General features: G+C 63.6%; 20 protein-coding genes, 1 tRNA gene and 1 pseudogene. 6 read left to right on the plus strand and 16 right to left on the minus strand.

What is annotated here, in order from left to right; translation table 11 throughout:
* Nucleotides 1-287: 287 nt before the first annotated feature.
* The 7 genes from CAF70_RS05600 to CAF70_RS05630 form a co-directional block, all read right to left on the minus strand.
* Nucleotides 288-1,937 (minus strand): ABC transporter ATP-binding protein, encoded by a 1,650-nt coding sequence (locus CAF70_RS05600; RefSeq protein ID WP_085621850.1) that lies wholly within the window; start codon nt 1,935-1,937, stop codon nt 288-290.
* Nucleotides 1,934-2,782, minus strand: a complete 849-nt coding sequence (locus CAF70_RS05605) for an ABC transporter permease (RefSeq protein ID WP_085621849.1) — start codon at nt 2,780-2,782, stop codon at nt 1,934-1,936. The genes CAF70_RS05600 and CAF70_RS05605 overlap by 4 nt, the downstream gene beginning before the upstream one ends.
* A gap of 140 nt (nt 2,783-2,922) precedes the next feature.
* Entirely contained in the window at nt 2,923-3,978 is a 1,056-nt protein-coding gene (locus tag CAF70_RS05610) for an NADP(H)-dependent aldo-keto reductase (protein ID WP_085621848.1), read from the minus strand.
* 99 nt (nt 3,979-4,077) lie between these two features.
* On the minus strand, nt 4,078-5,400 hold the full coding sequence (locus tag CAF70_RS05615; protein WP_085621847.1) for an LLM class flavin-dependent oxidoreductase: 1,323 nt from the start codon (nt 5,398-5,400) through the stop codon (nt 4,078-4,080).
* A gap of 14 nt (nt 5,401-5,414) precedes the next feature.
* Nucleotides 5,415-6,659: an acyl-CoA dehydrogenase family protein gene (locus CAF70_RS05620; RefSeq protein ID WP_085621846.1), complete on the minus strand. Its 1,245-nt coding sequence runs from the start codon at nt 6,657-6,659 to the stop codon at nt 5,415-5,417.
* Between the two features lie 21 nt (nt 6,660-6,680).
* A complete protein-coding gene (locus tag CAF70_RS05625) occupies nt 6,681-7,613 on the minus strand; it encodes an ABC transporter permease (RefSeq protein ID WP_085621845.1) in 933 nt (310 codons plus the stop codon).
* The gene (locus tag CAF70_RS05630) at nt 7,610-9,322 is read right to left on the minus strand and encodes an ABC transporter substrate-binding protein (RefSeq protein WP_085622665.1); all 1,713 of its coding nucleotides are present in this window, start codon (nt 9,320-9,322) and stop codon (nt 7,610-7,612) included. The genes CAF70_RS05625 and CAF70_RS05630 overlap by 4 nt, the downstream gene beginning before the upstream one ends.
* Nucleotides 9,323-9,708: 386 nt before the next feature.
* Here CAF70_RS05630 and CAF70_RS05635 point away from each other — a divergent pair, with 386 nt between their 5' ends.
* The 5 genes and pseudogenes from CAF70_RS05635 to CAF70_RS05650 all read left to right on the plus strand — a co-directional run bounded on the left by CAF70_RS05635 (nt 9,709) and on the right by CAF70_RS05650 (nt 16,336).
* The gene (locus tag CAF70_RS05635; RefSeq protein ID WP_085621844.1) at nt 9,709-11,820 is read left to right on the plus strand and encodes a TonB-dependent receptor domain-containing protein; all 2,112 of its coding nucleotides are present in this window, start codon (nt 9,709-9,711) and stop codon (nt 11,818-11,820) included.
* 200 nt (nt 11,821-12,020) lie between these two features.
* Nucleotides 12,021-12,338 carry a hypothetical protein gene (locus CAF70_RS05640; RefSeq protein ID WP_085621843.1) on the plus strand — a complete coding sequence of 106 codons (318 nt, stop codon included), beginning with the start codon at nt 12,021-12,023 and terminating at the stop codon, nt 12,336-12,338.
* Between the two features lie 165 nt (nt 12,339-12,503).
* Entirely contained in the window at nt 12,504-14,750 is a 2,247-nt protein-coding gene (locus CAF70_RS05645; RefSeq protein ID WP_085621842.1) for a bifunctional diguanylate cyclase/phosphodiesterase, read from the plus strand.
* Nucleotides 14,747-15,076: pseudogene (locus CAF70_RS28075) on the plus strand (PAS domain-containing protein); the annotation flags it as partial. The gene CAF70_RS05645 and the pseudogene CAF70_RS28075, both read left to right, overlap by 4 nt.
* Nucleotides 15,077-15,196: 120 nt before the next feature.
* Complete coding sequence (locus tag CAF70_RS05650) at nt 15,197-16,336, plus strand: methyl-accepting chemotaxis protein (RefSeq protein ID WP_371915941.1); 1,140 nt, start codon at nt 15,197-15,199, stop codon at nt 16,334-16,336.
* 350 nt (nt 16,337-16,686) lie between these two features.
* Here CAF70_RS05650 and CAF70_RS05655 read toward each other — a convergent pair whose 3' ends face one another.
* From CAF70_RS05655 to CAF70_RS05690, 8 genes are all read right to left on the minus strand, one after another.
* Nucleotides 16,687-16,950, minus strand: coding sequence for a hypothetical protein (locus tag CAF70_RS05655; RefSeq protein ID WP_085621840.1), 264 nt, complete (start codon nt 16,948-16,950; stop codon nt 16,687-16,689).
* 152 nt (nt 16,951-17,102) lie between these two features.
* Nucleotides 17,103-17,178 (minus strand) — tRNA-Gly (locus CAF70_RS05660).
* A 63-nt stretch (nt 17,179-17,241) separates the two neighbouring features.
* Nucleotides 17,242-17,802: a CDP-diacylglycerol--glycerol-3-phosphate 3-phosphatidyltransferase gene (pgsA, locus tag CAF70_RS05665; RefSeq protein ID WP_085621839.1), complete on the minus strand. Its 561-nt coding sequence runs from the start codon at nt 17,800-17,802 to the stop codon at nt 17,242-17,244.
* 32 nt (nt 17,803-17,834) lie between these two features.
* Nucleotides 17,835-19,658: an excinuclease ABC subunit UvrC gene (gene uvrC / locus CAF70_RS05670; protein WP_085621838.1), complete on the minus strand. Its 1,824-nt coding sequence runs from the start codon at nt 19,656-19,658 to the stop codon at nt 17,835-17,837.
* Between the two features lie 6 nt (nt 19,659-19,664).
* The gene (gene uvrY / locus CAF70_RS05675) at nt 19,665-20,303 is read right to left on the minus strand and encodes a UvrY/SirA/GacA family response regulator transcription factor (protein WP_003251380.1); all 639 of its coding nucleotides are present in this window, start codon (nt 20,301-20,303) and stop codon (nt 19,665-19,667) included.
* A gap of 63 nt (nt 20,304-20,366) precedes the next feature.
* Nucleotides 20,367-20,756: a helix-turn-helix domain-containing protein gene (locus CAF70_RS05680; protein ID WP_085621837.1), complete on the minus strand. Its 390-nt coding sequence runs from the start codon at nt 20,754-20,756 to the stop codon at nt 20,367-20,369.
* Between the two features lie 117 nt (nt 20,757-20,873).
* Nucleotides 20,874-21,305 (minus strand): GNAT family N-acetyltransferase, encoded by a 432-nt coding sequence (locus tag CAF70_RS05685; RefSeq protein ID WP_085622663.1) that lies wholly within the window; start codon nt 21,303-21,305, stop codon nt 20,874-20,876.
* 59 nt (nt 21,306-21,364) lie between these two features.
* Nucleotides 21,365-21,751: a DUF488 domain-containing protein gene (locus CAF70_RS05690; RefSeq protein WP_085621836.1), complete on the minus strand. Its 387-nt coding sequence runs from the start codon at nt 21,749-21,751 to the stop codon at nt 21,365-21,367.
* Nucleotides 21,752-21,879: 128 nt separating this feature from the next.
* Between CAF70_RS05690 and CAF70_RS05695 the strand changes: the two genes are divergently transcribed.
* The gene (locus tag CAF70_RS05695; protein WP_085621835.1) at nt 21,880-23,496 is read left to right on the plus strand and encodes an inorganic phosphate transporter; all 1,617 of its coding nucleotides are present in this window, start codon (nt 21,880-21,882) and stop codon (nt 23,494-23,496) included.
* 135 nt (nt 23,497-23,631) lie between these two features.
* On the opposite strand, the gene CAF70_RS05700 is transcribed toward CAF70_RS05695, so the two are convergent.
* Nucleotides 23,632-24,327, minus strand: a complete 696-nt coding sequence (locus tag CAF70_RS05700; RefSeq protein WP_085621834.1) for a glutathione S-transferase N-terminal domain-containing protein — start codon at nt 24,325-24,327, stop codon at nt 23,632-23,634.
* Between the last annotated feature and the right edge of the window lie 39 nt (nt 24,328-24,366).

A 24,366-nucleotide genomic window follows, 5' to 3' on the forward strand; every position in this document is an offset into this window, starting at 1 on the left:
AATAGGCCTGTTGCAGGAGTTGTGCCGGGCTCAAGGGCTTGATTTTTCTGAGGTTTGCCGAGGGTGAGGTGCTGTTGCGGGGGCAAAGTGTGCGGGGGGTGTTGGTGGGGCGACAGTGAACTGTGTTTTGTTTGTGGTCATCGATGCCTCTCCTGTAGTGGTCCTGCGGCTTTAGCCGCGAAGAATCCAATGCGGTGCATGGCACCGGCTGCGCCGGTGTTCGCGGCTAAAGCCGCTCCCACAGTGTCCCTGCCAATTCAATGAGTTATGTGCGGGCTGGCACGGGTTTACACGGCAATCCGCGCAAACCAGCTTGACCGCGCCGCCGGAAGATGAGGCACGGCGTCGAGCAAAGCGCGGGTATAGGCATGACGCGGCTGACCGAGCACCTGGGCTGCCGCCCCTTGTTCCACCACCCTTCCTCCCTGCATCACCAACACCTGGTCGCTGACCTGCTCCACCACCCCAAGGTCGTGGGAGATGAACAGGCAAGCCAGGTTCAGCTCCGCCTTGAGCTCGGCCAGCAATGCCAGGATGCGCGCCTGCACCGACACATCCAGTGCCGATACCGGTTCGTCCAGCACCAGTGCCCTGGGCTTCATGGCCAGCGCCCGGGCAATCGCGATGCGCTGCCGCTGTCCGCCCGACAACTCCAGCGGGCGGCGGTCGAGCAACCCCGCCGGCAACTGCACCCGTTCCAGCAACGCCGCCGCCTCGGTGCGCTGCAACGCACGCGGTACACCCGCATGCGCCAGCGCTTCGGCCAATACCCGTAGCACGGTGTAGCGCGGATCGAACGAGGCCAGCGGGTCCTGGAACACCACCTGGATCCCTTGCCGCGCCTGGCGCTGCTGCGCGGCAGACAACGCAAGCCAATCCTGCCCGGCCAGGTGCAGGCTGCCTTGCTCCGGCCGTTCCAGCCCCAGCAGGATGCGCCCCAGCGTGCTCTTGCCGGAGCCGGACTCGCCCACTACGCCAAGGGTTTGCCCGGCACGCAACTGCAGCGACACATCGCTCAGCACCTGACGCAGCCGCCCGTCCGGCCCGGCAAAGGCCTTGCTCAGGCCGCGCGCCTCCAGCACCACGGGTTGCTTGTCCACGGTGTCCTCCACCAGCGCCAGGGCCGGCGTCGCCGGTCGTTTGAAATGTACCGCCCGCGCCGCGCTCAACAGGCGTTGGGTATAGGGGTCCTGCGGGTCCTGCAGGACCTGTTCGACACTGCCCTGTTCCACCACCACCCCATGGCGCATCACTGCCACCCGGTCGGCCAGGCGTGCGACCACGGCCAGGTCATGGCTGACCATCAACAGGCTGTTGTCGCGCTCGCGCAGTTGCTCCAGCAGGTCGAGAATCTGCGCCTGCACCGTGGCGTCCAGCGCGGTGGTGGGCTCGTCGGCGATCAACAGGCGCGGCTGACAGGCGATGGCCGAAGCAATCAGGGCGCGTTGCCTGAGGCCTCCGGAGAGCTGCCACGGGTATTGCCGGGCACGCACTTCGGGTTCAGGTACTCCGACCTGGCGCAACAACTCGAGCACCCGCAGACGGCGCTGCTCCGCAGCCAGATCGGTGTGCAGCAACAATGGCTCCTCGACCTCTGCCCCCACACGGCGCAGCGGGTCGAGCGAGCCCAACGCATCCTGCATGACAAAGCCGATGTGCTCGCCGCGCAAGCGCTGCCACGCGCGCTCATCGAACTGCCGCAGGTCCTGCCCGGCAAAGGCCAGGCGCTGCGCCTGCACATGGGCACCGGCGCCGGTCAGGCCGACCAGGGTACGCGCCGTGACGCTCTTGCCCGAGCCCGATTCGCCCACCAATGCCAGGCACTGCCCGGCATGCAATTGCAGGTCGACGCCGTGCACCACTGGCACACCCTTGAAGCTCACGTGCAGGCCGCGGATGTCCACCAGCGGTGCCTGGTTCCTCTCGAAGATGCTCATGCGTGTCTGCCCTCGCTACGGCGCAGCCAGTCTCGGCCAATGACAGTGATGGAAATGACAGTCAGGGTGATCGCCAGCGCTGGCCAGGCCATCAGCCAGGGTGCGTTGGCCATGAAGTTGCGCGCCACTGCCATCATCGCGCCCCACTCCGGCGCGGGTGGTGGTGCGCCGAAGCCGAGGAAGCTCAGCGCAGCGGCGGCGGTGATGGCGCCACCCAGGCCGATGCAGGCCAGGATCAGCACGGGTTGCACGGCATTGGGCAGTACATGCCAGAACACCACGGCCAAGGGCCTGCGGCCCAGCGTGACTGCCGCTTCGACGAAGCTGGCACGCCGGATGGTCAGGGTCTGGGCGCGTACCAGGCGGGCATAGCGCGGCACCGAGGCAATGCCGACGGCGAGGATCAGGTTGCTGGTGCCCTGGCCGAACAGGGTGATGATGACCAACGCCAGCAACAGGTCCGGGAAGGCCAGCAACACATCGACGGCGCGCATCAGCAGGTTGTCCAGCCAGGCTGGAGAAAGGCCGGCGAGCAAGCCGAGCAGCGTGCCCAGGCCAAGCCCGACCAGGGTGGCAGCCAGGCCGATGTAGAGCGATGGGCGGGCGCCATGGATCAGCCGGCTGAGGACATCGCGGCCGTTCTCGTCACTGCCCAGCCAGAAGGCGGGGCCTGGCGGGTAGTAAGCCAGGCGGGCGTCGGCAGCCAACGGGTCGGTTGGCGAGAGCCAGTCGGGGAAGGTTACTGCCAGCAGTATCAGGCCCAATATGATCCAGGCCAGCGCCAGGCCTGGGCGAACCTGCCTCCTGCTGGTCACTGTGTCTGGTATGGATACGATTGCGTTCATGTCTGTCCTTCTTGTGTCGCCTGTACCGGCCTCTTCGCGGCTGAAGCCGCTCCCACAGGATCACCGCAAAGGCTGAATCCGTGCGGTCCCTGTGGGAGCGGCTTCAGCCGCGAACAAGGGCGAAGCCCTTGCCATGTGGGCTACGGGGCCGGGTTGGGAATACGCCGGTGCACGGCCTGGATCTCGGCCAGCACTTCATCGCTCAATTGCACATCCAGTGCGCTCAGGTTCTCCTGCAGTTGCAGCAAGGTGGTCTGCCCGGTGATCGCACTGGCCACGAACGGCTGGCGTATGACGAACGCCAGGGCCAGTTGCGCCGGTGTCAGCCCATGCTCCCGTGCAATCTGCACATAGCTGGCAATCGCGCTGTTGGCCTCTTCGCTGCCATAGCGATTGAACGTGCGATACACCGACGACAACCGCGAACCCTCCGGCCTTGCCCCGTTCAGGTACTTGCCGGTCAACGCCCCGAACGCCAGCGGCGAATAGGCCAACAGGCTGATCCCTTCGCGATGGCTGAACTCCGAAAGGCCGTTCTCGTACAAGCGATTGAGCAGGCTGTACGGGTTCTGGATGCTGGCAATCCGCATCAGGCCCTTGTCCTCACTGTGCCGCAGAAACTGCGCCACACCCCACGGTGTTTCGTTGGACACACCGATATGACGCACCTTGCCGGCCTTGACCTGCTCGTCCAGCACCGCAAGGGTTTCTTCGATGGCTGCCGTTTGCGGATGGTCGTCGACGTAGGGGTATTCACGGATACCGAAGAAGTTGCTGGTGCGATCGGGCCAGTGCAGTTGGTAGAGGTCCAGGTAATCGGTCTGCAGGCGGCGCAGGCTACCCTCCAGGGCCGCGACGATGTTCTTGCGGTCGTGGTGCGACAGGCCATCGCGGATGTGCGCCTGGCCACCGGGGTCGCGGGCCGGGCCGGCGATCTTGCTGGCCAGCAGGACTTTGTCGCGGCTGCCACGGGCGGCGAGCCAGGTGCCGATATAGCGCTCGGTGGTGGTCCAGGTTTCAGCGCGGGTGGGCGTGGGGTACATCTCGGCGGTGTCGATGAAGTTGATGCCGGCGGCGATGGCGGCGTCCAGTTGCTGGTGGGCATCCTGTTCGCTGTTCTGGTGGCCCCAGGTCATGGTGCCGAGGCTGAGCAGGCTGACCTGGAGGTTGGTGTGGCCGAGTGGGCGGTAGCGCATGGGTGCATCCTTGTGAAGTGTGTCGGGTTTCAAATCCTGGGGCTGCCTTGCAGCCCATCGCCGGCAAGCCAGCTCCCACAGGTGGGGCGCAGTGCGCCCCTAGGCAGCGAACTGGTTGTGTGCCCTGGGCAGCCCCAGGTGCTCGCGCAAGGTGGTGCCGGTGTATTCGGTGCGGAACAACCCACGCTTCTGCAGCAGCGGTACCACCTCTTCGACAAACACCCGCGCACCCGACGGGAACATGTCGGGCATGATGTTGAAACCATCTCCCGCGCCCGCCAGAAACCACTCGGCCAGGGTATCGGCGACCTGCTCTGGCGTGCCGACGGCCAACCGGTGCCCGACCAGAATCCGCCGCGACAGCTGGCGAATGGTCAGGTTCTCGCTGCGCGCCAAGTTCAACTGCGCCTCCAGAAAACCCTGCGACCCCCGCTCGAAGTCCGCCACCGCGCCAATCCGCGCCCAGGGCAATGGCGCATCCGGGTCCAGTTCACTGGCATCGATGCCGATACGCCCCGCCACTTGCTGCAACAGGCCGTGCTCGCCTTGCCAGGCATTGAGCTCGTCGAAGCGTGCATGGGCCTCGGCCTCGGTGCTGCCGATCACGGTCGACAGGCCGGGCATGATCTTCAGGTGCTGCGGGTCGCGGCCCCAGGCTTTGGCCCGTGCCTTCATCTCCCGATAGAACGCCTGCCCATCGGCCAGGGTGGTCTGGGTGGTGAAGATCGCATCGGCATAGCGTGAACCGAGTGCCTTGCCACCTTCGGAAGAGCCGGCCTGCACCAGGACCGGCCTGCCCTGCGGCGAGCGTGGCAGGTTCAGCGGCCCCTTTACCTGAAAGTGCTTGCCCTTGAAATCCACAGTGTGGACCTTGCCCGGGTCGGCAAAACGGCCAGCGCCGCGATCACCGATGATCGCGTCGTCCTCCCAGCTGTCCCAGAGCTTCAAGGTCACCTCGACGAACTCCTCGGCCCGCCCATAGCGGTCTACATGCAACGGCGCGCCAGCCAGGCCGAAGTTATGTGCCGCCGCATCACCGGCATTGGTGACCACATTCCAGGCAGCACGACCGCCGCTGATATGGTCCAGCGAGGCAATTCGCCGGGCCAGGTTGAAAGGTTCGTTGTAAGTGCTGGAGCAGGTCGCGATCACGCCGATGCGCTCGGTAGCAGCCGCCACTGCAGTTAGCAGCACAGTCGGTTCCAGGCGCCCGCCTGGCTGGGCGGACACATCCGGCGGCAACGCCGGGCCATCGGCGAGGAAGATCGCATCCAGGCAACCGCGCTCGGAAATACGTGCGATATCGCGGTAATAGTTGACATCGATATAGGCGTCGATTGCCGCCTCACCCTGGCGCCAGGCGCCGGAATGCGAGCCGAAGCCGAGGATGTTCATGCCCAGGCTCATCTGTTTGGTAGTCATGCCGATTCTCCTGATCAGACTGCGCTGGCTTCGTCGCCGCTGCCCTGCCCTTCGCTGGCGCCGGCATGAAGGGCACGCCAGGCCTGGGCCGGGCTGATGCCATTGAGGTAGTAGTTGCCCAACGCCTGCTCGCGGTAGATCGCCGGGTTGTGCGAAGCCAGGGTACGGGCATTGCGCCAGTGGCGATCGAGGCGCCGGGCATTGCTGGTGGCCGATGCGCCGCCGACTTCGAACAGCAAGGTGCTTGCCTCCAGCACCTGCGGCAGGACGATCTGCTGCGCCTGGAACGTATGGATCTCGGCATCGGTATACAGCTGCTCGGCCACCTCGCCCTGCTGCCCGGCTTCGAACACCGTCTGCAGGCTCTGGCCCACGGCGGTAACTTGCGCCTCGGCGGCGAAGGCCAGGCTCGCCAGGCGTCCGATCACCGCCTGCACCCGCGGGTCTGCGGCCGGCTGCGACTGCCCCGGCACACCGAAGGCGCGGGTGCGGCCCTGGACGAACGCCACCGCATCGGCCAGCACTGCACGCCCGATACCCGCCAGGGTGGCCAAGTGCACCGCCTGGTAGAACGCGGTGAGGTACGACTCGGCGCGCAGCTCGCCCTTGGCGAAACGGCGCAGCACATGCTGCGGCTGCACGCTGACCCGGGTGAAACGGGTGGTGCCGCTGCCGGTCAGGCGCTGGCCAAAGCCGTCCCAGTCGTCGACCCGCTCCACCCCCGATGCACGAGTCGGCACCACCAGGCTGACAAAGTCGTCGCCGTGGTTGGCCACTGCCGCCACCCAATCGGCGTACAACGTGCCCGTGCAGTAGTACTTTTCACCGTCCAGGCGGTAACCACCCTCGTCTTCGCTCAACTGCACGGTATTGCCGGTACTGTCGGTACGCTCGGCCATGGCCGCACCCCACAGTTCACCGGCTACCACGCGGGCGAACCAGTAGTCCTGGGAGGCGGCGTCGCCGGACGACAGCCGCCCTTCGACGAAGCCGAAGTGGGCACGGAAGATCTGCGGCAGGTTGGAGTCGGCCTGTCCCAGGCGCACCAACTGGCGCAGCAGCTGCGGCAAGGTTGCGCCTGAGCCACCGTGGCTGCGCGGCACGCGCAGAGCACCGAAACGGGCTTCGCGCAACCAGGCCACCGGCTCATGGGCCAGGGTGCGCTGCTGCTCGCGGGCCACCGCGCCTTCGGCAATACGCGCGAAGATCGGCGCGAAACGCGCATCCAGTTCGGCATCGGTTATCGTGGTTTGGCTCATGATGTGTCCTTTTTCGTAAATTCAGGGTTGTGCGCTGCGGGGGTCGATGGCCTGGGTCGCGAGGTCCACCAGCAGGTTGACCAGCACGTAGATCGCGGCCGCCAGCAGGGTGACGCCGAGTACCACTGGCACGTCCTTGCTGGCGGTAGCGTCGAGCATCAAACGGCCAATGCCCTGGCGGCCGAACAGCAGCTCCAGCACCACGGCACCGCCGAGCAGGCTGGCGAACACGTAGCCGGCCAGTGTTACCAGCGGCACCAGGGCATGACGCAGGGCATGGCGCAGACGCACAGCGAAGTCGCTCATGCCACGGGCACGGGCCTGGGTGATGAAGGGTTGTTCCAGCACCTGCTCCAGCGCCTGGCGCAACACCTGGGCCAGTACCGCGGCGATCGGCAGCGCCAGGGCCAGGCTTGGCAGTACCAGCGAACGCCAACCGCTTGACCCGGACGGCGGCAACCAATGGAAGTGGAAGGCGAAGGCCAGCAATAGCAGCGTACCGATCACGAAATTGGGCGCCGATGACAGCAACAGCTCGATGCCCGACACCACCGCCCGCAAACGCCGCCCACGGTTGGCGGTGAGCAGCGCCGAGGCTACCGCCAGCAGCACTGCCAGTACCGCCGCGCTGCTGGCCAGCGCCAGGGTCGCGCCGGCCTGCTCGCCAATCGCCTGGCCGACCGGTATGCGCAACCGGTACGACTCGCCCAGGTCGCCCTTGGCCAGGCGCACCAGGTAGTGGCCGTACTGCACCCACAGCGGTTGATCGAGGCCGTACTCGGCGCGAACCTGGGCCAGCAGCGCTTCGCTCGGCATGGCATCCGGGCCGCCGAGGATCGCCAGGGCGGTATCGCCGCCGCTGTGCTGCATGCCGAAGAAGGTCAGGCTGGCCGCCGCCCATAGCACGATCACACCGTCACGCAGGCGGCGCAGCAAGATGATCAGCAGTGTCATGGTTGCTCCTTGGCCAGCCACACGCTGGTGAACAGGGGAACGTTGTGCGAGCCATCGAACAGCACACCGCCGACCGCGTTGCGGTAGGCCAGCAGCATCTGGCTTTCCATCGAGGGCACGGCCGGCACGGTCTCGCCCAGGCGTTGCTGGGCCTGGCGGTACAGCTCGCGGCGTTGGGTCGGGTCGGTGCTGCGCCGGGCGGCGCCGAGCAACCGGTCGAGGGTGGCGTCACGGAAGTGGCCGACGTTCTGGCCGATCATGCGTGCGCTGGGGATGGACTGGCTGTGGTAGAGGATGTACAAGCCATCGGCCGTGTTGGTGTGCCAGTAGCCGCCGCCGATGGCGTCGAAGTTGCCGCGGTAGCGCAGCTCCATGACCTTGCTGAGCGGCAGCAGCTCGATGCGCAGGTCGAAGCCGACCTTGCGCAGGTCCGCCTGGGCTGCCACCGAGACATTGGCCGGGAACGCCGGGTTGTCATAGGTCAACAAGATCGCCCCGAGGCGCTGGCCAGCACGGGTGCGATAGCCTTCGGCATCACGCCCGGTCCAGCCGGCAGCGTCGAGCAGGCGCCCGGCTTCGGCCGGGTCGAAGGCCAGGGTGTCGCGAGCCACCGGGTCATAGCCGGGCGTATTCACGGCAAGGAAGTCGCCCTTGGCCAGGTATTCGCCGAAGCCGGAAATCCACGCCAGGCCATCACGGTCGATAGCCTTGGCCACGGCCTGGCGCACCCGCACGTCATCGAACGGCGCACGCTCGACATTGAAGGTGATGCTGCGCGACGGGTTGCCCTTGCGAATGCGGTTGCGCAGGGTCAGCTGTGGGTTGGCACGGATCGCCGCGGCATTCTGCGCGGGGGCGTCCAGGGCCATGTCGTTGTCGGCGGCTTCCAGCGAGGTGTAACGGATCATCGCTTCGGGCACGTAGCTCAGCTCGATGCCGTCCAGATACGCCTCGCCCTGGTGGTTGATCGCCGGCGGCGCCCAGTTGTACCCCGGGCGGCGGGCAAAGCTGGCACGCTGGTCGCGCACCCAGCCGGTCAACACGAAAGGCCCGGTGCCGATGGGCTGACTGGCGATGGTCTTCGGCGCCTGGAGGATCTGCCGCGGCGATATCATCCCCAGCCAGGCCTGCGACAGCACATCCAGAAACGGCGCATAGGGTGCACGCAGGGTCGCTTCGAACGTGTACTCGTCCACGACCCGCCCTTGCAGGTACGGCGCAATATAGGCGGCAGCCAGCGGCGACTTGGTCACGGGGTCGCGCATGTGTTCGAGGTTGACCCGCACGGCCTCGGCGTTGAAGCGCTCGCCATCGCTGAACGTGACGTCGTCACGCAGGTGGAAGGTGTAAGTCAGGCCGTCGGCGCTGATGTCCCAGCTTTTCGCCAGCCACGGCGTGAGGGTGCCGTCTTCGGCCTGGTACACCAGGCAGTCGAACAGGATGCGGCCCATCCACTGCATGTTGCCATTGGACAGCGCATGGATATCGAAACTGCCAGCGTCGCTCGCCGCTGACACACGCAGGGTGCCGCCGCGCTTGCCGGGCTGCTGCTCGATGAAGTCGCTGGCCGGGTAGCGCATCACGCCATTCACTTCGCTGAGCGCTTCGCCCTTGAGCGGCACCTGGCCCTGCGGTGGCGTGGCGGGTGAGCAGGCGGCAACCAACAGCGCACTGGCTAGCAGGCATGTATTGAACAATCGGGAATTCAGCTGCACAACGGGCCTTTTATATAGACGGCTACATAAAGGGCTATTGCAGTTGTCGTGCCAGCGCTAAAACGGCGCATTCATTGAGGTTAGTTTAAGCCGCCTGGCTCATTAAACATACAAACTGTTCCATCCCTGTTGCCCTGACAACATCCCGTAGGGCGCCCCCTCTCCTTTGGATATTTGGATATAACCGGCACTGTTCCGCAAACAACAGGGGCGCAACAAAGTTTGCTGTTTTATTCAGCACTTCACAGCAAAACTTTGGCCACCCCCGCAACTTCCGGCCTTTCGCCAGCTGGCACAAAAACTGCTCTTACACATTTTGACAGGCCTGACTATTCCCATAGAACGCCGAGGACCTACGATGACTTGCAAGGAATTGAACGATGCGTGCGATTCAAACCCACCCACTGCGCTTGGCCATCCGCCACGCCGCCCTGGCCACCGCGGCCACGGCCCTGCTGGCCCCGGTCACGGTACTGGCCGCTGAGCAAACCCTGGGCACGGTGACCGTGCAGGCAGCCAAGCAATCCGAAGTACAACAGGCCGCCAGCGCCCTGGCCGAGGTGCCGGGCGGCACCAGCGTGGTCGACAGCGAAGAAGTCGCCAAAGGCCGCACTGCCACGCTGCAGGACACCCTCGGCTACCAGCCCGGGGTATTCGTGCAGTCCACCGGCGGCAACGACGCTGCGAAGATCTCGATCCGCGGCTCCGGTGCCAATACCTCGCCCGGCTACTTCCGTGAAGGCATCAAGTTCCTGTTCGACGGCCTGCCGCTGACCGGCCCTGGCGGTACACCTTACGAATTCCTCAATGCCAGCGGCGTCAACTACACCGAGATCCTGCGCGGCGCCAACGCCTTCCAGTATGGCGCGCTGACCCTCGGCGGCGCGGTCAACTTCGTCAACCACAGCGGCTACAGCGCCCCTGGCCTGCGCGTGCGCGCCGAAGCCGGCAGCTACCACTACCAGAAGCAGAGCATCAGCTACGGTGGGGTCGAGGGCGACCTGGACTACTACCTGCAGGCCGACAACTACCGCAACGAGGGTTACCGCGACTACAGCCTGTCGAAAAGTTCGGGCATCGTTGCCAATGCCGGCTATCGCTTCAGCCCCAAGCTGGAAACCCGCCTGCTGCTGCGCTACCGCGACGAAACCCACAACGACCCCAGCGCCACCACCCTCAACGCCGCACTGCACCACCCACGTCGTGCCAGCGCCACCGCCGAGAGCAGCGGTGCCGGTGCGCGCCGCCCGGGCAGCATCTGGGTAGGCAGCAAGACCACTTATACCTTTGACGACGATGCACGGCTGACCTTCGGCCTGTCGTACCACGACTATCGCCATACCAACAGCCCGCGCAGCCCGAGCAACCCCAGCTACTGGGACTGGCACGACCTCGGCCTGCTGTTGGGCTACGACCGGGTCGACTACCTGTTCGGCCACGAAAGCCGCAGCAACATCGCCGTCACGTCCACCCAGCATCTGCGTGGCGGGGTGAATTCGGCCAACGACAACAAGGTGTCGCTCAAGCAGGTCAATTACAAGGATTCGTTCGACCGGGTGATTGCCCTGGGCAACGATATCAACCTGGTCGACAACCTCTGGCTCACCAGCGGCGTGTCGTTCATCAACGTGCGGCGCAACATCAACATCGACCACGCGGTGAACCCGAACACCACCACCTTCCCGCAGCACGTGGACTACGACAACTGGAGCACCGCCCCGCGCATCGGCCTGCGCTACGAGTTCAGCCCGAACCTGCAGGTATTCACCAACTTCAGCCGCAGCATCGACCCGCCGGCTTCGTGGGAATACTCGGGCTCCGGCCCGACCCTGCCTTACATCCGCCCGTTGGTGGAGCAGAAGGCCAACACCTTCGAGGTCGGTATCAAGGGCTCGCACGGCATCTTCGATGGCAGCCTGGCCCTGTACCGCTCGTGGATCCACGACGAGCTGCTGAACGTGCAGATCATCCCCGCCACCTCATCGTCGGCGGCAGTCACCGGCGCCTTCAACGCCTCACCGACCATCCACCAGGGTGTCGAAGCCGGCCTCAACACCCGCCTCTGGGAGAACCCGCAGGGCGACCTGGTACGCTGGCGCCAGGTGTACACCTACAACGACTTCTACTATCGGCATGACGACACCTTCGGCGACAACCAGTTGCCGGGCGTGCCCAAGCACATCTACCAGGGCGAGCTGCAGTACCAGGACCACAGCGGCTGGTACACCGGTGTCAACGTACAGTCAGCCTCGCGTACGGCCGTGGACTATGCCAATACCCTGTATGCGCCGTCGTACACCATCTGGGGGGCGAACCTGGGATATGAAGCGCCGAAGGGCAACTGGAAGGTATCGCTGGATCTGAAGAACCTGGCGAACAAGGCCTACGTGACGGCGGTGACGCCGGTGTACAACGCGCGCGGGCAGGATACCGCGTCGTTCTGGCCGGGGGACGGGATTGGCGCGTACGTGGGGGTCGAGTTCAGGTACTGAGCAGGCGGCCACACGTTTGACAGGACGTTCGTTGCCCATTCGAAACCGAGCGCCGCCCCACGGCGCTCGGTTTCCAGAAACACTGTTCGCGCCGAAGGGCTTCACAGGCCAAATGGAAAGGTTTCAGCATTGATCTGAATCAATCAAACGCCATGGGCGGTGTTGTAAACAGCACACCGAACATTGGGGAATGAAGTTTGATGCGCGAGTCCAACCCGGCAACCAGAATTATCTGCAACAATCTTGAACTGGCCGATCAATTGCGCCAGCTGTTGGCGCCTGTCGCACCCGATTGCGAGGTGCTGAGTACGCCTGCCAATTGCAGCGCGGCACCGCTTTGCCGCTGGCTCGGTGAAGCCCGGTTGGGCTCGGCCGGGCAGGTACAAGCTGCCTTGCTGGATGCCACCGAGGTGCTCGAACAGACCCGACACGCCTTCAAATCCCGCGAACTGGGTTTGCTGCGGCGACGCTTGGTTGCATTGCTGGACAAATTGTCGGAAGATCCCCCAATGATGTGAATGTGCCATCACCAGGTTCCGCCCTGCGGGAACCGGCTTTGCCGAGCAGGATAATAGGCCTGAAAGACGAAGCGCCGTGGCAACAAGTTCTCGAGCGGAACTTGTTGCCACGGCGCTTTTTTTTGTTCTGCAAAAAGGAATCTCCACCACCACCGGGGGATATGAATGAAGGTGACAAAAGACCTCGAGGAACTGCTCAAGCGTATCCGTCTCGACCACGCGGAGATTGTCGAACGCTTTCGCTTTCTCGACTGGAGCGCCGATGATGCCAGACGACTAGGCGCAGCAGCTCAGCAGATGGCCCCGTCCCAGCAGGCTTTCGTCGACCATCTGTACCGTCACCTGGCGGAATTCGCCACGCCGTCCGCTTTGCTTCGCACGCCGGAGGTCACCGCCCGTTTGAAACAGAGCCAGGCTGAGTATTACCAGCGCTTGTGGAGCGGCCCCTACGATGAAACCTACGTCAACGGCCGCCTGCGCATCGGTGTGATCCATCAGCAGATCGGCCTGGAGCTGAAGTGGTACCTCGGCAGCTACCGGCTTTACCTCGACGACATGCTTGAAAGCGTGTTCGGCGACAGCCCGGATGTGACGCTCTATTCAAGCCTGTTGAAGGCGGTGTTCTTCGACATGACGCTGGCCATCGATACCTACAGTGCGGCCCAGCACAAGGCGCTGGAAGATAGTGAGGCTCGCTTCGCCCGCGCGCTGCGCGGTGCCAACGACGGGCTGTGGGACTGGCATGTGGACCAGGACCGGCTTTACGTTTCTGAACGCTGGGCCAGCATGCTCGGCCTCAGCCGCGACAGCATCGGCGAGAGCAGTGCCAGTTGGTTCGGCCGCGTGCACCCGGACGACCTGCCGGATTTTCGCCATGCCATCAATGCCCATCTACAAGGGCAGACATCCTCCGTTCACTACGAGTACCGTATCCGCAAGCACAACGGCGACTACATCTGGGTCCTCGTGCGAGGGGTCGCCGAAATGACCAACCCCGGCGAGCTACGCATGGCTGGCTCGCAGTCTGATATCAGTGCACGCAAGGATGCCGAGCAGCGCCTCCAGCACACCGCCCAGCATGACCCGTTGACCGGCCTGGCCAACCGCATCCGGCTTGACGAGCAGATGCAGAAGACCTTCAGGAAGCAGCGCAAGGGCGGTGACTACGAGGCGCTACTATTCATCGATCTGGACCGCTTCAAGCTGATCAACGACAGCCTCGGCCACAACGTCGGTGATCGTGTGCTGGTGGAAGTTGCAATGCGCCTGAAAGAGTCGCTGCGCCCCACCGACCAACTGTTCCGCTTCGGCGGAGACGAGTTCATCGTCCTGCTTCATGACCTTACCTGCGACCGCGACGCCGAACAGATATCCCAGCGCATCCTCGACAACTTGCATAAGCCGCTGCACATGGACGGCCGAACCCTGGTGGTCAGCGCCAGCATCGGCATCGCGCCATTGCACGACAATGGCAAAGCCCTGGATGTCCTGCAGGCGGCCGATCTTGCCCTCTACCGAGCCAAGTCTGCCGGCAAGGCGCGCTTCGCCCACTACGACGAAACGTTGCAAGACACCGCACAGCAGAATCTTGAACTGGAGTCCGCGCTAGGCCAGGCACTGCAACGCAATGAGTTCGAACTGTATTACCAACCGATCTATCGTCTGGACCCAGGGGCGCCGCAGGTGACCGGGGTCGAGGCGCTGCTGCGCTGGCGCCATGGTGAACGCCTGATCTCGCCATTGGAGTTCATCCCGGCGCTGGAGGAGTCGGGGGAGATCATCCGCGTCGGCGAATGGGTATTGCGCCAGGCCTGCCAGCAGACCCGGCTCTGGCAACTGGCCGGAAATGGCCTTTTACGCTGCTCGGTGAACATCTCCAGCACCCAGCTGCAACAAGTCGACTTCACCCTTCGGCTTATCGACATCCTGCAGGAAAGCGGCCTGCCGCCCGCCAGCCTGATCCTGGAAATTACCGAAAGCCAGCTGATGCATGACGACACGGACACATTGGCCTGTCTGCATGAATTGACCAGCCTCGGCGTACTGCTGGCCCTGGACGACTTTGGCACCGGCTATTCCTCGCTGGGCTACCTCACCCGCTTTCCGCTGCACATCCTCAAACTGGACAAGAGCTTCATCAACGGCGTGCCTTGCGAGAGCAAACAGAGTGCGATCAGCCAAGCGATCATCGGCCTCGGCCGTAGCCTTGGCCTGGAAGTGGTGGCCGAAGGCATCGAGAGTTCGGCGCAGCTCGAATTCGTGGTCGGTGAAGGCTGCCACTACGCCCAAGGCTACTGGTTCAGTCGGCCACAACCTGCCGCCCAGATACAACATCTGCTCAGCACAGAAGACCGTTTCGAGGAAAGCGCAGTTACCCGGCGCGTACCCGTCAGTTCAGGAGAAAAACAATGAAAACCAATCTTCCGGTCAGTGGTCGTGCCGTCGAATTCAGCGCAAACGCGAACATCCTTTCCACAACCAATACCAAAGGCGCCATCACTTACGTCAACCCCGATTTCATCAACATCAGCGGCTTCAGTGAAACCGAACTGCTCGGCGTCAATCACAACATCGTGCGCCACCCGGACATGCCCCCGGAAGCCTTTGCGCATCTGTGGCAAACACTCAAGGATGGGCGCTCGTGGATGGGGCTGGTAAAAAATCGCTGCAAGAATGGCGACCACTACTGGGTCAGCGCCTACGTCACGCCGATGCAGCGCGATGGCGAAACAGTGGAATACCAATCGGTTCGCACGCTACCGGCCACAGCGCTGGTGCAAGCCGCAGAACATCTTTACGCGCAGCTGCGTAGCGGTAGAAAGGCCAACTGCCTGCGTATGTCACGGCTATCCGTCGGCATGCGCCTGGCACTCGCCAGCACTGGCGTCAACCTGCTGTGCTTCGCTGCCTTGGGCTCGCTGGGCGCGTTGGCCTGGAGCCATGCCGCTCTCTCCATGATGCTGTCGAGTTTGCTGCTCGGCGGCCTTTTGCGCTTCAGCCTGCGCCCCCTCGACGCCCTTGCGCGCAAAGCCAGGAAGATCGCCGACAACCCGCTGAGCCAGATCCTCTACAGCGGCCGCCGCGACCAATTTGGCCAGGTCGAGTTCGCCCTGCAAATGCTCGAAGCCGAGACCCGGGCAATCGTCGGACGCATTGCCGATTCGTCCCGCCAGTTGAACAAGGAAGCCGAAGAGCTCGTGTCTGCAGTGGACGATAACAATTGCGCAACCCTGCGGCAGCAGGGGGAAACCGCCCAGGTAGCCAGCGCCATAGCCCAGATGGCCAGCAGTGTGCAGGAAGTGGCGCGCAACGCCCAGCTCACCGCCAGCGCGGCGAACCTGGCCAATGAGGAATCGGACCGCGGTCAGCACCTGGTCGAGCAAACCCGCCAGCACATCGACAGTCTCGCCAGCGAGGTGCAACAGACCAGCGCGGTGATCGATCAACTGGAACAGCATGGAAGTGAAATTGGCCGGGTACTGGAGGTCATTCAAAGCATCGCCGAACAGACCAACCTGCTGGCCCTCAACGCCGCCATCGAAGCTGCTCGCGCCGGTGAGGCGGGCCGGGGTTTCGCCGTGGTCGCCGACGAGGTGCGCGGGCTGGCTTCGCGAACCCAGCAATCCACCGCCCACATCCAGGGCACTATCGAAACCTTGCGCCGCTCCACCGGTAATGCCGTGCTGGCGATGCAGCGCAGTCACAGCAAGGCCGAGGTCAGCGTCGAACAGGCACTGCTGGCCGCCCGGGCGCTGGATGGCATTACCCGGCGCGTCGATGAGATAAGCGGTATGAGTGTGCAGATCGCTGCCGCTGTAGAGGAGCAGAGCGCGGTGGGTGACAGCATTCAGGGCAGCCTGGCGGACATCAGCCAAACCACCCGCAACAGTGTGCTTGCCAGCAGCCAGAGCCGTACTACTGCGGCCCATGTGGCCAACCTGGCCGAGCGCCTGCAACTGCTGTCGGCACAACTTTGGAGGCGCCAGGGCAACGAGTGACGGGTTCGGGCTGGCGGTTTGGCGCTGAAACGAAAAAGGGCCCGAAGGCTAATGCCAGTCAGTTAAGGTTTCTAAAGGCTTCACTGGGGCTGCTTTGCAGCCCATCGCCGGCAAGCCAGCTCCCACAGGTACAGCGCAGGGCTCAAGAGTTGCACTATACCTGTGGGAGCTGGCTTGCCGGCGATGGGCCGCAAGGCGGCCCCAAATATCTTAACTGACAGGCATTTGCCCGAAGGCCCTTTCTTCCACGACTTACAGACGCTTTATGGCAATCTGCAGATCTGGGTCTTTGGGTTGCTGGGCACTTTGCAGGTACCCTGCCACCTCGAAATCTCCGAACGGATCGAAGCTCATGCGCGGATCGGTTTCCTGGTGCGCCGTTTTTCGGCGAGATAGCGCCCTTGCAGTGCCATGATCTCAACCTTGCTGAGCACGCCTTTTCTTTTAAGGTTCACCAGCAACTGTTCGACGACGTCCAGGTTGATGATATCACCAGCCAGACGACTGATAGTCACAGCCATACCACTCACCCCGTCACGCTCCGCGGTAACATGGTGCTTTTTGGCAAGGTTTCTGACTTCAGTGGCAACACTGGTATTAGAAGATCGGGTCATCTCAAGCCTCCTTTGATGACCAGATCTTAGCGTGGCGTCGATCAAGCAGACAGGCGTGGCGGCGGAGGGAAAAGAGCAAATGACAGAAACGAAAAAAGGCCCCGAAGGGCCTTCTTTCTTGCCCCACCGAAATGCTTCGATAAGGGCCAATTTGGAGCGGGAAACGAGACTCGAACTCGCGACCCCGACCTTGGCAAGGTCGTGCTCTACCAACTGAGCTATTCCCGCGTCGTGATGGGTGCCATTCTAGCGAATTCCAAAACGGCGTCAACCCCTTGATTCAAAAAACTTTTATTTCTGTTCCGAACCTTCGCGCAGGTGCGGCCAGGCGGCCATCAGGTAGTGCACCATCGACCACAGGGTCAGCCCCGCCGCTACCAGCAACAATGCATAACCCAGGATTACCCAGAAGGTCACCGCAGGCGGGTTGGCCAGCAGGATCACCAGTGCCAGCATCTGTGCCGCGGTTTTCCACTTGCCAAGGTTGGACACCGCCACATGCGCCCGCGCACCCAGTTCGGCCATCCACTCGCGCAGCGCCGACACCACGATCTCGCGGCCAATGATGACCGCGGCCGGCAGGGTCAGCCAGAAGTTGGCGTGGGTCTGCACCAGCAGCACCAGGGCCACCGCCACCATCAGCTTGTCGGCCACAGGGTCGAGGAACGCACCGAACGGCGTGCTCTGCTGCAGGCGACGCGCCAGGTAGCCGTCCAGCCAGTCGGTGGCGGCGGCAACGGCGAACACACTGCTGGCTGCCATGTAGCTCCAGTGGTAAGGCATGTAGAACAGCAGGATGAAGATCGGGATGAGCAGGACGCGTAGAACGGTGAGCAGGTTTGGAATATTCATCGGTACGACTGGCCGCAAGTTGAGCCCGCATTCTACTCGCTATGCAGGCTGGCATAAATCGACTCGGCAAGCTTTTTACTGATGCCGGGTGCTTTGGCGATTTCATCGATACTGGCGCGGTTGAGCTCTTGCAGGCCGCCGAAATGTTTCAGCAGGTCGCGCCGGCGCTTGGGCCCTACCCCGGCCACGTCCTCCAGGCTCGACACCCGGCGGGCCTTGCCACGGCGGGCGCGGTGGCCGGTAATGGCGAAACGGTGGGCTTCGTCGCGGATCTGCTGGATCAGGTGCAGGGCCGGTGAGTCGCCCTTGAGGGTGAACTCATGGTGCACATCGTTCAGGTACAGGGTTTCGAAACCGGCCTTGCGCGTCACGCCCTTGGCCACGCCAAGCAGGGTAAGGTCGCTGAAGCCCAGTTCCTGCATCACGTCACGGGCCATGTTCAGCTGGCCTTTGCCGCCGTCCACCAGCAGCACGTCTGGCAGCTTGCCCTCACCGTCCTTGATGCGCCCGTAACGGCGGGTCAGGGCCTGGTGCATGGCGGCGTAGTCGTCACCCGCCGTGACACCTTCGATGTTGAAACGGCGGTAGTCGGACTTGAGCGGGCCTTCAGGGCCGAATACCACGCAGCTGGCCACGGTGGCTTCGCCGCTGGAATGGCTGATGTCGTAGCACTCCAGGCGCTGCGGCACCTCGTCCAGCTGCAGCACCTCGGCCAGGGCCTCGAAACGTGCGGCCATGTGCTGGCGGTTGGCCAGGCGGGCATTGAGCGCCTGCTCGGCGTTGGTCACCGCCAGTTGCTGCCAGCGGGCGCGGGTACCGCGCACCCGGTGGCTGATGGTCAGCTCGCGGCCACGCAGCGTGTGCAGCGCTTCAGTGATGGCCTCGAAGTCTTCGTGCACCACGTTGACGATCAGTTCGCCCGGCAGTTCGCGCTCGGCATTGCCCAGGTAGTACTGGGAAAGGAACGCCGCCATCACTTCGGCCACCTCCTCCTCGATGCCCACCTGCGGGAAGAAGTTCTTGCTGCCCAGCACCCGCCCGCCGCGCACGCTGATCAGGTGCACGCAGGCGCCACCGGGGTTGACGAAGGCGGCGATAACGTCGACATCGCCGCTGCCGCCTTCGATGTACTGCTGGTCCTGGACCCGGCGCAGCAAGGCGATCTGGTCGCGCAATTCGGCGGCCTTCTCGAAATCGAGGGCCATGGCGGCCTTCTCCATCTCGGCATTCAGCTCGTTGCCCAACTGCTGGCTCCGCCCTTCGAGGAACATCACCGAATGGCGCACGTCCTCGGCATATTCCTCGGCGGTTACCAGGCCCGTGCAGGGGCCTTTGCAGCGCTTGATCTGGTACTGCAGGCACGGCCGGGTGCGGTTGGCGTAGTAACTGTCTTCGCACTGGCGCACCGAAAAGGCCTTTTGCAGCAGGCTGAGGCTTTCACGAATGGCCCCGGCACTGGGGTAAGGGCCAAAGTAGCGGCCCTTGGCCTTCTTCGCCCCACGGTGAATACCCAGCCGCGGGAACTCGCCGTCGGAAAGGAACACGTAGGGGTAGGATTTGTCGTCGCGCAGCAGGATGTTGTACGGCGGCCGCCATTCCTTGATCAGGTTCTGCTCCAGCAGCAGCGCCTCGGTTTCGTTGGCGGTGATGGTGGTTTCGACCTGGGCGATGCGCGCCACCAGCGCGGCGGTCTTGGGCGCCAGGCCGGTCTTGCGGAAATAGCTGGCCAGGCGCTTCTTGAGGTTCTTGGCCTTGCCCACGTAAAGCAGCCGGGCTTCGCCGTCGAACATCCGGTATACGCCCGGGCGACCACTGCAGGTCGCCAGGAATGCGCTGGCATCGAAAATTTGGGACATGAGGTTTTACAGGCTTGCGTCGACCATACCGTGGCGAACGGCCAGCAAGGTCAGTTCGACGTCGCTGGTGACCGAGAGTTTTTCAAAGATCCGATAACGGTAAGTATTGACGGTCTTGGGTGAGAGGCACAACTTGTCGGAGATGATCTGTACCTTCTGGCAGCCGACGATCATCAGGGCAATCTGGATTTCCCGCTCCGACAAGGCGTCGAACGGTGAACCCTGTGGCTGGAACGGTTTCAGCGCCAGCTGCTGGGCGATCTGCGGGCTGATGTAGCGCTGGCCGGCAAAGGCCAGGCGGATGGCCTGGACCATTTCGTCAAGGCCGGCGCCCTTGGTCAGGTAGCCGGCAGCGCCGGCCTGCAGCAGGCGCGTGGGGAATGGGTCTTCCTCGCACACGGTCACGGCAACCACTTTGATGTCCGGGTGGCTGCGCAGCAGCTTGCGGGTAGCCTCCAGGCCGCCGATACCGGGCATTTTCACGTCCATCAGCACCACGTCCGGCTTCAGCTCGCGGGCCAGCTTGAGTGCCGATTCGCCCGAATCACCCTCACCCACCACCTGCAGGCCATCGATGTCGGCCAGCATGCGGGTAATACCGGTTCGTACCAGATCGTGATCATCGACCACTAAGACCCTAATCAAGCACACACCTCGTCAGCAGGGCGATTGGATCCTGCCACCTTAACAAAATTTTTCACGGCGGACCTAACGCATTCCTTCCGTAAGAAACGCCTGACGTTCAACCGGCAGCGGCCTCACTGCCTGCCGGGATTTGTCGGGGTGGGTCAAACGCCTCAGCAAGTGCCAGAGTGCCGCCTGATCGTCGCCCGACAACTGCCGGAACGCATCCAGTAAACTGGACTCATCGGTGTTCAGCCCTTCGAGCGGTGCCGGGGTGCGGATACCGCTGAGCACATATAGCGCATCCACGCCTCTGCTCGCCAATGCCGCCAGGTAATCGACCCGCGGCGAGCGTTCACCACTCTCGTATTTGCCCTGGGCATTGGGTTCGACCCCGCCGATGTCACCAAACACGCGCTGGGTCATCCCAAGACGCTCACGCTCTTCCCTCAACCGCGGACCGATTCCATTCATGGGGGGCTCCTTTTCCCTGTTCACACGCTGGTACTGCCTACCCACCGGCAGGCAGCCGTAAACGCCTGAGTTCACTATGCCCATGCCCACTCGTCGCGACAAGCCATCATTGCGCTATTAGTCGATCGTACGCTGCATGCGCACAAAACAGTCGTCCTCACCCATTTCGACGAAACCCTGGCGCCGGTACAGCACACGCGCCGGGTTGCTGCGAAACACCATCAGCCGTAGCAGCGGCAGATGCCGCTGGCGGGCCCACAGCGCCAGCTGCTCCAGCACCCAGCTGCCGACACCACGCCCACGGTGCTCGGGTAGCAGGTGCAACTCACGGATGAACAGCGCCTGGCGGTCCTGGCTGAGGCTGCAGTAGCCGAGCACGCGATCGCCTTCAGTCACCAGCCACTGTTCGCGCCAGCCCCAGGCTTCGTCGAAGGCTTGCTCTATCCACAGCAGGTCGTATTCGCGGTAGTACGGCAGCATGGCGCGGCGCGTGAGGTCGCGGGCGAAGGTGCGGTGGGTGCCGTTGGCGGGGGTCAGGTTCAGGGGCAGCACATTGCGGACTCTTCAGTTGCCAGGCCAGGCCCTATCGCCGGCACAACAAATATCAATCATGGGGCGTAGCACACCGGCGAAGTACCAGGCCCACGCCGGTCCAGCTCGTCCTCCAGCCACTCAGCCAGCACCCGGGCATTATTGTGCTCGGTGTCCTTGCCCGCATAAAGCAATGTCAGCGTGCCCTTCCCCGCCAAGTCCAACAGCGGGTACCAGTGCTCTGGGCGGGCCGCCAGTTCCTGTTGGTAGCGCCGGGTGAAGCCGGCGAAGTCCACTTCACCCTGGTGAAACGCCTTGCGTAACTCAGCCGAGGGTGCAACTTCGCGCAACCACTGCCCGTGCAGGTCTTCCTTGCGCTTGTTACGCGGCCACAGGCGATCGACCAACACGCGCTGGCCATCGTCCGGCTCAACCGCGTCATAGACACGCTTGCAGCGAATCATGGGTTTCTCCTGCCATTACCGTCCGTCTTGAGCCTAGATAAATCATTGATCGAGGTCACGGCCGGGTTACGAATTGTTTCTATGCTCAAGGCCTTCGGCACCTTCGCCCCCTGCCAACCGGAGCCCCCATGGCAACCCCGTCACTGGCCAGCCAGCCGCAACTGGCCCAACGCGACTCCCGCCCGCAGCTTGCCCACAAGCCGGGGCGTGCCAGCCTGGTGCTGTTCTTCGGCCTGCTGCTGGCCGGCATCGCCTACACCGCCTGGAGCCTGAAGCAGGATGTGACGGCCAGCGGTACGGTAATCACCACGGTCACGCCATTTCTGCTGCTGGGCCTGGCGTTGCTGATTGCCCTGGGCTTCGAGTTCGTCAATGGCTTCCACGACACCGCCAACGCAGTGGCCACCGTCATCTACACCCATTCGTTGCCGGCACCGGTCGCCGTGGTCTGGTCCGGGCTGTGCAACTTCCTCGGCGTGCTGCTTTCCAGCGGCGCGGTGGCGTTCGGCATCATCGCGCTGCTGCCGGTTGAGCTGATTCTGCAGGTCGGCTCCTCGGCCGGCTTCGCCATGGTCTTCGCCCTGCTGCTGGCGGCGATCATCTGGAACCTCGGCACCTGGTGGCTGGGCCTGCCGGCCTCATCCTCGCACACCCTGATCGGTTCGATCATCGGCGTGGGCGTGGCCAATGCGCTGATGCACGGGCGCGACGGCACCAGTGGCGTGGACTGGGCCCAGGCCAGCAAGGTCGGTTATGCCTTGCTGTTCTCGCCGCTGATCGGCTTTGCCTGCGCTGCCCTGTTGCTGCTGGCCCTGCGCGCGCTGGTCCGGCGCAAGGCGCTGTACCAGGCGCCGGAAGGCCAGACGCCGCCACCGTGGTGGATCCGCGGCATGCTGATCCTGACCTGCACCGGCGTGTCCTTTGCCCATGGCTCCAACGACGGCCAGAAAGGCATGGGCCTGATCATGCTGATCCTGGTTGGCACCCTGCCGATGGCTTACGCACTGAACAAGACCATGCCCAATGAGCAGGCCTTGCAGTTTTCCGCCGTCGCCGAGGTAACCCGCCAGGCACTGGTGCGCAACAACCCGCAAACGGCCCCGGCCGACCCGCGCCAGGTGCTGACCACGTTCATTGCAGAACCCAAGGCCAGCCCGCACCTGGCACCGGCGCTGGCAGCGCTGACCGGCATGATCGGCGATGAGGTCAAAGGTTATGGCTCGCTCAAACGGGTACCGGCCGAAGCCATGGCCAACGTGCGCAACGACATGTACCTGACCAGCGAAGCCATCCGCCTGATCGAGAAGAACCAGCTGGTGGTGTTCGATGCCGACACACGCAGCAAGGTGCTGCTGTTCAAGACCCAGCTGGACGATGCCACCCGCTACATCCCGCTGTGGGTGAAAGTGGCCGTGGCCATCGCACTGGGGCTGGGTACCATGGTCGGCTGGCGGCGCATCGTGGTGACGGTAGGCGAGAAGATCGGCAAGACCCACCTCAGCTATGCCCAGGGGGCTTCGGCTGAAGTGGTGGCGATGTGCACCATCGGTGCGGCGGACATGTTCGGGTTGCCGGTGTCGACCACCCACGTGCTGAGCTCCGGGGTGGCCGGGACCATGGTGGCCAACGGGTCGGGGATTCAGAAGCGCACGCTGATCAATCTGCTGATGGCCTGGGTGCTGACCTTGCCGGCAGCGATGCTGTTGGCCGGCAGCCTGTACTGGTTGCTGCACCATATTTTCTGAGCCGCTGGAGTACATTGTTGGCTCTAAGGGCGCTATCGCCGGCAAGCCAGCTCCCACAGGTACACCACAGGCCCCAGGCCTTGTGCATTACCTGTGGGAGCTGGCTTGCCGGCGATAGCGCCCTTACAGCCAACATCAACCTGGAATCTTTAGCCCACGCTGCACGGCCGGCCGCTCGAGGAATGCCGCCAGCACCCGCTGCACGTTCTTGAACTGATCGAAGCCGACCAACTCACGGGCGTTATAGCGCTCCACCAGGTTGCGCACCCAGGGGAAGATCGCGATGTCGGCAATGCTGTACTCGTCGACCATCCACTCCCGGCCCTTCAAATGCCGGTCCAGCACACCGAGCAGGCGCCTGGACTCGTTGACATAACGGTCCCGCGGGCGCTTGTCCTCGTATTCCTTGCCAGCGAAGAAGTGGAAGAAGCCAACCTGGCCGAACATCGGCCCGATACCGCCCATCTGGAACATCAGCCACTGCAAGGCCTGGTAACGCTGGGCCGGGTCCTGGCTGAGCAACTGGCCGCTCTTCTCCGCCAGGTACTGCAGGATCGCCCCGGACTCGAACAGCGGCAGCGGCTTGCCGCCTGGGCCATTGGGGTCGAGGATGGCGGGAATCTTGTTGTTGGCGCTGAGCGAGATGAATTCGGGGCTCAGTTGGTCATCGTTGTCGAAGCTGACCTTGTGCGGCTCATAGGCCAGGCCGATCTCTTCGAGCATGATCGACACCTTGACGCCGTTGGGCGTCGGCAGCGAGTAAAGCTGCAGGCGCTCGGGGTATTTCGCGGGCCACTTGCGGGTAATGGGGAAAGCACTGAGATCGGTCATGATCAACCTTGCCTGGGGAATGAACCTCTCACTCTAGAG

The organism is Pseudomonas sp. B19(2017) (assembly GCF_002113165.1).
GTDB lineage: Bacteria > Pseudomonadota > Gammaproteobacteria > Pseudomonadales > Pseudomonadaceae > Aquipseudomonas.